This is a genomic window from Burkholderia sp. LFS061 (assembly GCF_047978125.1).
In the GTDB taxonomy this organism is placed as follows: Bacteria; Pseudomonadota; Gammaproteobacteria; order Burkholderiales; family Burkholderiaceae; genus Burkholderia; species Burkholderia pyrrocinia_C.
The window spans coordinates 303,050-314,866 of record NZ_JBFPFS010000001.1; the positions used below are offsets into that span (position 1 = coordinate 303,050).

Here is an 11,817-nt window from a genome sequence, read left to right on the forward strand (position 1 = left end):
ACTGCGCTTAGCCCGCCGCGAGCGTGGCCGCCAGTGCATCGAACTCCGGCGCCCACGCCGCACGCCACGTGGCCTTCGTCGCGTCGTCCACCCACGCGCCGTCGATCCCGTTCAGCATGAACTGCTTCAGCTCGGCAACGGTGAAGCCGAAATGGCTGAACATCAGCTCCCACGCCTCGCTTGGATCGACCTTGTGCAGCGTCGGATCGTCGGTGTTCGGATGGATCTTCAACCCGAGGCCCGGCATCTTGCGCATCGGATGCCGTTCCGCCCATTGCTCCGGCGGCAGCGTGCGCAGATAGTACGAATTCGTCGGCACGACGGTGAAGACGATCCCGCGCTCCGCATAGCGCGCGCACAGCTCGGGGTTGTCGACGATCGTATAGCCGTGATCGACGCGGTCGACCTGCAGCAGGTCGACGGCCGTCTCGACGTTGCGCCACGGCATCCCGAACTCGCCCGCATGCGCGGTCGTGCGGAAACCGGCCGCGCGCGCGTTGCGGTACGCCTTCCAGAACAGTTCCGGCGGCCGGTCGTTCTCGCGATAGTCGATCCCGAGCCCCGCCACTTCGTCCGCGCGATTCGCCTTCATCCATTCGACGATCGCCACTGCCTCGTCGGGATCCTGCTCGCGGTCGATGCTCGGGATCAGGCGTGCGCCGATCCCGAAATCACGCGCGGCATCGCGGATCGCCGTCACGATCGCGGCCTGCGCGTCCGCATACGCGATGCCCGATACGCGCACCGTTCCGGTCGGATTCCAGAAGAATTCCGCATGCCGCACGTTGTGTGCGGCCGCATCCTCCAGATACTCGTATGCAATCCTTCGCAGATCGTCAGGCTGCGTGAGCAGATACTTGTCGAGCGCGCGCAGCACGTGCAGCACGCCGACCGGCTTGTCGCCGCGCGCATAGAACGCGTCGATCTCCGCGCGCTCGATCGGCGCGCCGCTGCGTTCCGCGAGCGCGACGAACGTGCCGTGCCGCACCGCGCCGAGCAGGTGACAATGCAGCTCGACCTTCGGCAGCGCGTGGAAGAAGGCCCGATGGGCCGGCGTGATCTCGATGCCCGTGCGCGCGGCCGGGACGTTGCCTGGTGTTCCCTTCATGTCTTTCTCTTTGGGTATTGCAATTGCGTCGCGAAAGCCGTCTCTCAGTGCGGCTTCACGACGGTCCAGAAGTAATAACCGAGCGGAATCGCGAGCACGACGAGCCCCAACGACACGTCGCGCCAGCGGCCGGCCAGCAGCTTGACGAGCACGTAGCACAGCAGCCCGCCCGCGATGCCGGTGCCGAAGCTGTTCGACATCAGCGTGAGCAGCACCATCGACATCACGGGCAGCGCGTCGGTGAAGTCGTCGAAATGCGTATGGCGGATCGTCGCGAACATCGACAGTCCGATCAGGATCAGCGCCGGTGCGGTCGCCTCTTTCGGGATCGCGAGCGCCACCGGCACGAACAGCAGCATCGCGGCGAACAGCACGGCCGCGGCCAGCGACGACAGCCCGCTGCGGCCGCCGGCCTCGACGCCCGCCGCCGATTCGATCAGCGCGGTCAGCGCGGGGATGCCGAACACGGGCCCGATCGTCGCGGCGAGCGAATCGACGAGGAACGGCCGGTTGATGTCCGGCAGGTTGCCGTGTTCGTCGAGCAGGTTCGCCTTCGCGCCGACCGCGAGCGCGGTGCCGAGCGTCGAGAAGAATTCCGCCGCGAAGAACGCGAACAGATACGGCGCGGCCGCGAGGCTCAACGCGCTGCCGATATCGAGCTTGAACGCGATCGGCGCGATGCTGTGCGGCAGCGACACGAACGACGCGGGCAAGTGCGTGACGCCGAGCGGCACGCCGGCCGCAGCCGCGGCGAGGATCGCGATCAGGATCGCGCCGGGTACCTTGCGCGCCTGCAGCACGACCGCAACCGCCAGGCCGATCAGCGCGACGAGCGCGCCCGGCCGCGAGAAGTCGCCGAGCGCAAACGCATTGGTCTTCGCATTCGCGACGACCATTCCCGCGTTGCGCAGCCCGAGCATCGTCACGAACAGCCCGATCGACGCGCCGAGCCCGAGCTTGATCTGCACGGGAATCAGCCGCACCACGACGCCGCGCGCACCAAGGATCGTCAGCAGGAAGAACAGCACGCCCGACACGCACGCGATGCCGAGGCCCGTCTGCCAGCCGACGTGTTCCGTCGTCGCGAGCGTCACGCCGACGATCACCGAGCCGCCGATGCCGGGGCCGACGAGGAACGGCAGGTTCGCGTAGAGCCCCATCAGCGTCGTGAACAGCACGAACACGACGATCGTCGCGCTCGTCGCCGCGCCGCGCTCCATGCCGCCCGTGGCGAGCAGCGACGGGATCACGACGAGCAGATACGCGGCCGCGAGAAACGACGTAACGCCCGCGATCGTCTCGGTGCGCACGCTCGTGCCGCGCGCGGCGAGCGCGAAGCGGCGTTCGAGCCAGTTGGCCGGCGCTCGCGCCGGCATCGTGTCAGTCGCTGACATGGTGGTTCTCCTGTGATTCCGAATATTGTCCTGTGCCCATTCATGCAGCGCGGTCTTATACTGCCGCGTACCGCATCCCGACCGTTATTGCCGATGTCGTCCGACCGCTCGTCGCTGCTGCCCGCGCTCACGCTGCGGCAGGTCCAGCACTTCGTCGTGCTCGCCCATGCACGCAGCTTCACGCAGGCCGCGCAGGCGCTGTCGCTCACACAGCCCGCGCTCACCGCGTCGATCCGCCAGATCGAGTTCCTGCTCGGCGGACGCCTGTTCGCGCGTTCCGCGCACCGGCTCACGCTGACGTCTGCCGGCGTTGCCGTGCTGCCGCTCGCCGAACGCCTGCTCAATCAGGCGCGCGGCACCTTCGACGACATGACGCGGCTCATCGGCGAACGCATCCAGACCGTGCGGATCGCGTTCATCCCGTCGGTCGCGGGTCGCCTGCTGCCCGCGCTCAACGCATTGCGCGGCACGCATCCGACGCTGCGCTTCACGCTGACCGACCTGCCGAACAGCGCACTCGTCGAAGCCGTGCGCGACGGCGTCGCCGATCTCGGCATCGGCGTGCGCGAACCGGACAGCGACGACGGCACGCTGCGCTACCGGCAACTGTTCGAGGACGAGATCGTGATCGTCGTGCGGCACGACGATCCGCTTGCCCGCGCGAAAGGCGTCACGTGGGCGAAGCTCGTCGATCGCGAGCTGGCCGTGTTCGTACGCGGCAGCGTCAGCGAATCGCTGCACCGCACCGGCGGCGCCGAGAAGCTGCGCCTGAACGTCACGTACCGGATGGAATACACCGAGCCGCTCTACGCGCTCGCGCGCAACGGCCTCGCGACCGCCGTGCTGCCGAGCCTCTACACGATGCATCTGCACGATCCCGATCTCGTCGCGCTGCGCGTCGACAAACCGCGCGTCACGCGCGCGATCTCGCTGATCTCGCTCGCCGCCGACGATCGCGGCCCGCACGTGCGCGCGTGCCGCGAGTGGATTGCGAAGCACATCTGATTCCGTTCGCCGCGCGACGTCACGCGCTCAGGGCAGCTTCGCGATGCGCTCGACGAGCGCCGCGTAGAAGCGGTCCGCGTCGACCTCGTTGATCCACGTCGCGTTCGCCGCACGGCCGCTGCGCCCGTTCCAGTCGACGATCGTCTCGCCGAGCGTCCACTGCCCGGTCGTCTCGACGACGACATTCACCTTGCGTCCGTTGAACATCGTCGGATCGACGAGATAGCCGACCGCGGTCGGGTCGTACATCGGTCCGTCGTCGACACCGCGCCGTTTCTTGTTGTACGCGAGCTCGGCCGTCATGATGTCCGCGACGATCGCGCCGCAGCGGTTGCCGAGCGCGCGGAACGGCGCGACGCGCGCCGGCGTGATCGGCGCCTTCACCGCGACGTCGCGCGGCAGCACGACGATCGGCACGCCGCTGCCGAACACCACTTCCGCCGCCTGCGGATCGACGTAGATATTGAACTCGGCGGCCGGCGTGATGTTGCCGCGCTCGAAGAACGCGCCGCCCATCAGCACGATTTCGCGCAGTGCGCCGCGAATCTGCGGCGCTTCGACCAGCGCGGTCGCGATGTTCGTCAGCGGGCCGAGCGCGCACAGCGTCACGCTGTTGGGCGCCGCGCGGCTCAGCGTATCGACGAGGTACGACACCGCGTGGCCGGTCGCGAGCGGCTCGCGCGGCTCTTGCAGTTCGATGCCTTCGAGCCCCGTCTTGCCGTGCACGTTCGCGGCCGTCACGAGCTCGCGCACGAGCGGGCGCGGGCAGCCCGCATAGACGGGCAGCGTCTTCGTGCGTCCGGCCCAGTCGCGGATGATCCGCGCATTGCGTTCGGTCAGGTCGAGCGGCACGTTGCCCGCGACGGCGGTCAGCGCGCGCACGTCGAGCCGATCCTGCGCGCCGAGCGCGAACAGGATCGCGATGGCGTCGTCCTGCCCCGGGTCGGTATCGATGATCACCGTGCGGCGCGCGGCGTCGCCGCCGGCGGCGAACGCCCCCGTTTCGGGCAGCAGCGCGGTGCCGGCCAGCGCGGCGGACAGTTTCAGGAAGGTGCGGCGCGATGCGATCGGATGGGTCATGGTCGGATTCAGAAAACGTGCCGGACGCCGAGCGTCGCCATCATCTGGCGCGTGCCGGTCGAGCGCGCGTACGCGAAGATCTGCGCATGGTCCGCGTCGCCGGCCGCCTGCTGCGCGATCACCGTCAGCGCGACGTCGGTGCGTTTCGACAGGAAGTAGTCGGCCTGCAGGTTCACCTGGTGCCATTTCGGACGCTTGTCGATCACGTCGTACTTGCCGTTCGTGAACGCATACGCGGCGCCGAGAAAAAGCTGCGGCGTCATCGTGTAGACGATGTTCACGCCGAGGTTCTGCAGGTGCAGGTGCGAATTGTCGAGGTAATCGTAGCGCACGTCGGTAAACATCGCCGCGAACTGCGCGCGGCCGATCGTGTAGAAGCCGCCCGTGCCCGCGATCCGCTGCCGGCTCGCGTACGCCGCCGGCGTCATCGCGCTTTTGCTGAAGATCAGCAACGGCGACGCATAGTCGTTCGCGATCGCGCCGTCCTGGTTCGTGCCGCTGTACGGATGGTTGTACTGCGCGTAGACCGCGCTCCAGCGCAGCGGGCCGCGCTCGTAGCCGAGCCCGAAGCTGTATGCGCTGTTGTTCGCGAAGCCCGTCGCGTTGCTGAAGCCGTACAGCGCGGTGAATTTCAGGCCGTAGTAGACGGGGCTCACGTACTTCACCGAGTTCTGCACGCGAATGTCGTTGTAGCCGTTGTCGTTGTCGCCGATGTTCACGCCGTTGCTCGCGATGATCACGGGCCCGATGTAGTCGTGGATCGCGTCGTACTGGCGGCCGAACGTCAGCGAGCCGTACGTGCGGTCGGCAAGGCCGACGTAGGCCATGCGCCCGAACTCGCGGCCGTTTTGCGCGGCCGTGCCCGTCATCACGTTGAAGCCGTTCTCGAGCTGGAAGATCGCCGACAGCCCCTGCCCGAGATCCTCCTTGCCCTTCAGCCCCCAACGCGGGTTCTGGTTCGTGCCGGACAGCGCCTGCCAGGCGTTCTTGCCGCCCTGGTTCGTCGCGAACCCGACGCCGGCCGAGATCAGACCGTACAGCGTGATGCTGCTTTGCGCACCGGCATGGGTCGCGAAGGCGCCGAGCATCGCGAGCGGAGCGAGCTTGTAGAGAGTTTTCATGCGGGTCGTGTGATCGGTGGTGGTCCAGGCGCGGCAGGGTTCCGCGAAACTGGCCTCGACTATACGAACCCGGATCGGATAATAAAAGTTTGCTTTTCTTATGTATCAATAAAACGGATTTATTCTCATCGTCGCACCTCCCGCGCCCGCCGGAGCGGTTGTCAATCGGCGGTATCGCCGCCCTTCGGCAGCTTCGACCACGCGTTGCGCCCCGGCAGCGGCGACCACGCCGGGCGCGTCTTGCGTGCGCTGTCGATCACGACCAGGTAGCGGCCCGCGATCGGCGTGATGTCGCGGTCGCGACGCAGCACCCACAGCGACTTGCCGGCCTCGACGCGCGCCTGGTAGTCGTCGTCGAGCAAGCCGTGCCGGTCGAAGAACAGGTTCAGCGACGCGGGAATCCGCACGCATCCCTTCGAGTGCCGGATGCCGAGCAGCGGTTCGAGGCGGTCGGGGTCGGTCGCATGCATCTGGAAGCGCATCGGCGACACGCCGCCCTTGCCCCAGCCGCGCTCGCCGTCCTCCCATCCGAAGTCGTAGATGCGCAAGTCGCGGCGGCCGTAGCCGCGAATGCCGTTGTCGTTCGTCGTGCCTTCCGCACGGAAATCCATGTTGTCGGGTGAATGATGGAACACGCCGAGCGGCGTCACGAAATGATCGTACTTGCCCGGCAGCCCGGTGCCGACCGGCGATGCGCCGATCATCAGCCACGCATTGGCCGGCGTCGCGCGGAAGTAAATGAAAAGCGCCTGCACGTTCGGCGCGCGGTCGACCATCGCGACGTATTCGCCAGCCAGGTCGCCGAGGTCCGCATCGGCGAGCGCCTTCTGGAGCCGCTCGCCGTATGCGCGCTGCTCGCTTACGGGTACGTTCAGGCGCCGCGTGACCTCCTGCGTGAAGCGCTTGCGCATGTCGATCGCGCGTGCCGTCGCGTTTTTCGCCTCGTCGGCCGACAGCGGCGGATGCCGGCGCGGCGGGGTCGGCACGGGCGGCTCGGCCTCGCTGGCCGGTACGGCGGACGCGTCCGACGCAGGTTCGGCAGTGGACGCCGCGGAAGCCGCCGATGCGCCCGATGCCGCGCCGGCAGGCTCCACATGATGCACATGCGATGCCGCAATCGCGGGCTGCGCGGCCGACGCACTCGACGACGCATGCGCGGACGAAGCCGGATGCGCATGGGAAGCCGCCGACGCCGGCGACGCAACCGATGAGGATGACATAACAGCGGACGACGGGGCACTGGATGCCGCAAAGGCAGGCCGCCAGGCAAGAACGGCAATCGGTAGCATGGCAGCGAGCCACGCATACGCGGCGACTGTGCAGGTACGGCAACGTGGCTTCGCAAATCGCCGCGTCAGGATGGAAAGCATCATATGTTCGAAGCCATCGGCCGGTCCGGCCGCCGCATGTTGCTGTTGCGAGCGGCGCATCGTCCGCGCGAGCCATCGACACGTCCGGCGCATCGTGTGCGTCCGGCGCCGACGCCTCTTCGCGGTGGAGCCTTTCGCTGATGCAACGCGTGCGGTCCGATGGCGGCTAATGAGTCGTCAGGCCCTTCATTCTACGCGCCAGCGCAGGAATCGGCAGCGGCCAAAGTCGCGGTTTCTCGGCGGATTTGCGCTTCGTCACGCTTTGTTTCAACTCGTTGCCGCTTGCGGCGTCGTCGCGTGGCAACCTTGTAAGTTGGACGTTTCAAAGCATGCGCCCGGCGGGTTTTTGCGCTCCGCCCGCAACGATGTTTTCCACCAAACAAATTCGCATGCCAAATCATTTCGGCGACGCCGTTTTCCTCCGGGAAAACCGCATCGCACGCATGCCGCACGAACCATGCGACACGCGTGCGCCACCACCGACTACTTCGAAATGGTTTCGAGCGCGATGCCCTTCGTGCGCGGCCCCATGAGTCCGATCGCGGCCATCACGATCGCCATCGCGCCCGCAATGAACGCGAACACGCCGAAGGTGCCGAAGCCCTTCAGCACGGCCGCGATCACGAACGACGAGAAGATCGCAGAGAAGCGGCTCCACGAATAGACGAAACCGACGGCCCGTGCGCGGATCGACGTCGGGAACAGTTCGGCCTGATACGCGTGGAAGCTGTACGACATGATGTTGCTCGCGAGCGTGAGGCCGATGCCGAGCACGATCAGGAACGCACCTACCGTCGTCTGGCTGAACAGCAGCCCGCAGACGACGATCGCCGCCGCCATCGCGACGATCACCGACTTGCGCTCGAAGCGGTCGGCGATCACGAGCCCGATCAGCGGGCCGATCGGCGCCGCGAGCGCGATCACGCTCGAATACATCAGGCTCGACGTGATCGTGATGCCCTGCTTGATCAGCAGCGTCGGCACCCAGTTCGCGAAGCCGTAGAAGCCGACCGTCTGGAACACGTTGAAGATCGTCATCATGATCGTGCGGCTGCGATACGGCGGCACCCACATGTCGCGGAAACTGCCGCGCGGCGGCACCGGCTCGGCCGGCGCGGGCGGCGGCAGCGGCCGCCCGTATTCGGCTTCGACCTTCGCCTCGAGCGCGCGCATGATGCGGTCGGCTTCGTCGACCCGGCCCTGCTGCGCGAGCCAGCGCGGGCTTTCCGGCAGTTCGCGGCGAATCCACCACACGAACAGCGCGCCGTGCGCGCCGATCAGCACGACCCAGCGCCAGCCGTCGAGGCCGAACGGCGCATGCGGCACGAACAGGTACGCGAGGAACGCGACCACCGGCACCGCAACGAACCCGACCGCCTGCTCGCACGCGAATGCGCGGCCGCGGATCTGCTTCGGCACGAGTTCGGAGATGTACGTGCCGATCGTCACCATCTCGACGCCGAGCCCGAGACCGACGACGAAGCGCCAGAAGTTCAGCCCGGCCGCGGTGTCCTGGAACGCCATCACGACGTTGGCGGCCGTGTACCACAGCAGCGACCACGTGAAGATCGCGCGGCGGCCGAAGCGGTCGGCGAGAAAGCCGCACGCGATCGTGCCGATGAACAGCCCGGAGAACAGTGCGGCGATAAAGCTCGCGACGCCGGTGGTGCCGAACAGGCCGTGTGTCGTCGCGGAAAGGATGCCGCTTTTCACGAGGCCGGGCGCGACGTAGCCGCTGTACAGCAGATCGTAGAGTTCGAAGAAGAAGCCGAGGCTCAGCAGTACGACGAGTTTCCAGACGCTGCGGGTCGGCGGCAGGCGGTCCAGGCGGGCCGAGATGGAGCCGGGGTCGATGGATGGGGAATGGGAAGATGCCTGCGAAAGGCTGTCCGTTGAGGCCATCTTGGGCGCGTCTCCTGATCGTGTCGTGTTGTGTGTTGTTGTCCGGCGACCGTCGAGCCGCCGTCGGGCGAATCGCTGCATTGTACCGGCACGCCCGCCTGCGGTCCGGCCGCGCTGCGTGCACCGAGCCGATTCGGACGCCCCGATTTCGCGCCGGACAATGTGTAAATTGCGTAACCGTCTGTCGGGTATGGAAAAAGCGTTGGAACGACGATCCGGCGCCGCCCGTGCCGAGCCTCGGCGGTGCCGGCCCGACGGTACGGGCCTGCCGCACCCTTTCGCGCGGGCGCGCACCGCCGGGATCGCCGAAAACGGGGTACGCAATCGGGACAACCACGCGTTCCGCGCCCCGGTAACATGCTACCGGGCCAACTACCGGCTTCCGGGCGCCTTTCGGCGACCGGCATTGTCGGCAAATCGTAAGCATTCCATGTTCATACAACGACTATCCACGTACGCCCGCCGGATCGCACTGATTGCGTTGCTGCAGTTCGCGGCGATCGCGACCGCATCGGCGTTTCCGGCGGCTGCTTCCGCCCCGGGCGCGAGCGGCACCGACGCGTTCGTGCCGACCATCTCGCTGAACGACGCCGTCGCGCAGCTCAAGCAGATGCAGGCCGAACAGGATCGCATCAAGCAGCAGACCTCGACCGCGTCCAACAGCAAGGAGCTGGACGCGCTCGGCGATGCGACGCAGGAGCTGAGCACCGATGTCGCGAAGCTGCAGAGCGAGCTCGTTCCGCAGCGCGCGCAGGTCCAGGCGCAACTCGACGTGCTCGGCCCGGCGCCGGCCGAAGGCGCCGCGCCGGAAACGCCGGCTGTCGTGAAGCAGCGCGCGACGCTGGACGCGCGCAAGACGCAGCTCGATGCGGCGCTGAAACAGGCCGCCGATCAGAAGACCAACCTCGCGAACCTGACCGAACAGTTCGCGAAGCTGCATCGCGGCCTGCTGAAGAACCAGCTCGCGTTCCGTTCGGGCGGCATCTTCAGCGCGCAATTCTGGCTGCCGCTGTTCCAGCGTTCGCCGGACGACGTCCAGCGGCTCGAGGATTTCAACGACGAACTGCGCGACATGCTGCGCTCGTCGTGGGTACCCGGACAACGGGCGATCACCGCGCTGCTGCTGCTCGCCTCGTTCGCGATGTGGCTCGGCGGCCGCCGGCTCATCGAGCGCGGGCTCGCGTGGATCTGCCTGAACCGCCTGCCGCCCACCCGCTTGCGCCGCAGCGCGCTGGCGCTGTCGACCGCGCTGTCGACATTCCTGGCAACCGCCTTCGCCGTTCAGATCCTCTACCTCGCCGTCGCGCGCCACTATGAACTCACGCCGTCGCTGACCGATCTGTGGGACCAGTTCGCGAAGCTCGCGGCGACCTGCGCACTGATCGCCGGGCTCGGCCGCGCGCTGCTCTGCACGAAGCATCCGTCGTGGCGCCTGCCGGCGCTCGCCGATTCCGTCGCGCTCGCGATGAAGCCGTTCCCCGGCATCCTGGCCGCGCTGCTGCTGATGTCCGGCACGCTCGAATCGATCAACCGGATCGTCGACACCAGCCTGTCCGTCACGCTGTTCGGCCGCGGCATCGTATCGCTCGTCGTCGCGCTGACGGTCGGCGCGTCGCTGCTGCGCCCGAGCAGCGCTCGACGCTCGCCGGGCTGATCCACGCCGGCGTCACGCTGGCGATCGTCGTGTCGCTGATCGCACTCCTGATCGGCTACGTCACGGTCGCGCGCTTCATCACCTACGAGCTCGTATGGTTCGAGATCGTGCTGTGCGCCACCTATATCCTGATCCAGTTGACGCGCGATGCGAGCGAAAGCCTGTTCTCCGCGAGCCTGTCGACGGGCCAGCAGATCAAGAACCTGTTCGCGCTCGAAGACCGGCACCTCGACCAGGCCCGCACGGTCCTGTCCGGTTTCGGCACGAGCCTGCTGATGCTGATCGCGGCCATCGCGCTGCTGACGGGCGGCTTCGGCACGACGCCGGGCGACCTGCTCGACAGCGCGGTCGCGATGATCGGCAGCCAGCGGCTGCAGAGCCTGAACATCATGCCCGACCGGATCCTGAATGCCGTAATCGGCTTCGCGATCGGCTTCTACCTGCTGCGTTCGCTGCGCCGCTGGCTCGACGGCGAGTTCATGCCCGCGCTCGGCATGGATACGGGGATGCGCGTCTCGCTGATCACGCTGTTCACCAACGTCGGCTACGTGCTGCTCGTGCTGATGACGCTCGGGCTGCTCGGCGTCAGATGGAACAACCTCGCGTGGATCGTCAGTGCGCTGTCGGTGGGTATCGGCTTCGGCCTGCAGGAGATCGTGAAGAATTTCGTGTCGGGGCTGATCCTGCTGACCGAGCGGCCGGTGAAAGTGGGCGACATGATCAGCATCGCGGGCGTCGAAGGCGACATCCGCCGCATCAACGTGCGCGCGACCGAGATCCAGCTCAGCGACCGCTCGACGGTGATCGTGCCGAATTCCCAACTGATCTCGCAGAACCTGCGCAACGTGACGATGGGCAACAGCACGCAGGGCGTCGCGACGCTGGTGCTGACGTTCCCGCTGAACACCGATCCCGAGCAGGTGCGCGACCTGCTGCTGGACGCGTACCGCTCGCATGAGGCGATTCTCGAGAAACCGGCGCCGTCGGTGACGTTCAGCCAGCTCACGCCCGACGGGATCACGCTGAGCGTCACGGGCTACGTGTCGAGCCCGCGGATCGCGAGTTCGACGAAGAGCGATCTGCTGTTCGAGATCCTGAAGCAGTTGCGTGCGGCAGGGATCACGCTGTCGAGCCCGCAGATGCTGGTGGTGCAGAACATGCCGGCGGCGGAGAAGTGAACAAA

At 67.1% G+C, this 11,817-nt stretch carries 7 protein-coding genes and 1 pseudogene; 2 read left to right on the forward strand and 6 right to left on the reverse strand.

Annotated features, from left to right (window positions below):
* Positions 1–7: 7 nt before the first annotated feature.
* Both add and ACNQQL_RS01405 read right to left on the reverse strand, forming a co-directional pair.
* Positions 8–1,108 (reverse strand): adenosine deaminase, encoded by a 1,101-nt coding sequence (add, locus tag ACNQQL_RS01400; RefSeq protein ID WP_347062938.1) that lies wholly within the window; start codon positions 1,106–1,108, stop codon positions 8–10.
* A gap of 44 nt (positions 1,109–1,152) precedes the next feature.
* The gene (locus tag ACNQQL_RS01405; RefSeq protein WP_347062939.1) at positions 1,153–2,502 is read right to left on the reverse strand and encodes an NCS2 family permease; all 1,350 of its coding nucleotides are present in this window, start codon (positions 2,500–2,502) and stop codon (positions 1,153–1,155) included.
* A 93-nt stretch (positions 2,503–2,595) separates the two neighbouring features.
* Here ACNQQL_RS01405 and ACNQQL_RS01410 point away from each other — a divergent pair, with 93 nt between their 5' ends.
* Positions 2,596–3,507 carry a LysR family transcriptional regulator gene (locus ACNQQL_RS01410; protein ID WP_347062940.1) on the forward strand — a complete coding sequence of 304 codons (912 nt, stop codon included), beginning with the start codon at positions 2,596–2,598 and terminating at the stop codon, positions 3,505–3,507.
* Between the two features lie 27 nt (positions 3,508–3,534).
* Here the strand turns inward: ACNQQL_RS01410 and ACNQQL_RS01415 are convergent, their stop codons facing one another.
* The 4 genes from ACNQQL_RS01415 to ACNQQL_RS01430 form a co-directional block, all read right to left on the reverse strand.
* On the reverse strand, positions 3,535–4,587 hold the full coding sequence (locus tag ACNQQL_RS01415) for a nucleoside hydrolase (RefSeq protein WP_347062941.1): 1,053 nt from the start codon (positions 4,585–4,587) through the stop codon (positions 3,535–3,537).
* An 8-nt stretch (positions 4,588–4,595) separates the two neighbouring features.
* Positions 4,596–5,708 (reverse strand): porin, encoded by a 1,113-nt coding sequence (locus ACNQQL_RS01420; protein ID WP_347062942.1) that lies wholly within the window; start codon positions 5,706–5,708, stop codon positions 4,596–4,598.
* Between the two features lie 161 nt (positions 5,709–5,869).
* Positions 5,870–7,171, reverse strand: coding sequence for a hypothetical protein (locus ACNQQL_RS01425; RefSeq protein WP_347062943.1), 1,302 nt, complete (start codon positions 7,169–7,171; stop codon positions 5,870–5,872).
* A 390-nt stretch (positions 7,172–7,561) separates the two neighbouring features.
* The gene (locus ACNQQL_RS01430; RefSeq protein WP_347062944.1) at positions 7,562–8,980 is read right to left on the reverse strand and encodes an MFS transporter; all 1,419 of its coding nucleotides are present in this window, start codon (positions 8,978–8,980) and stop codon (positions 7,562–7,564) included.
* 430 nt (positions 8,981–9,410) lie between these two features.
* Between ACNQQL_RS01430 and ACNQQL_RS01435 the strand changes: the two are divergent.
* Positions 9,411–11,812 (forward strand): annotated as a pseudogene (locus tag ACNQQL_RS01435) (DUF3772 domain-containing protein).
* Positions 11,813–11,817: the final 5 nt, after the last annotated feature.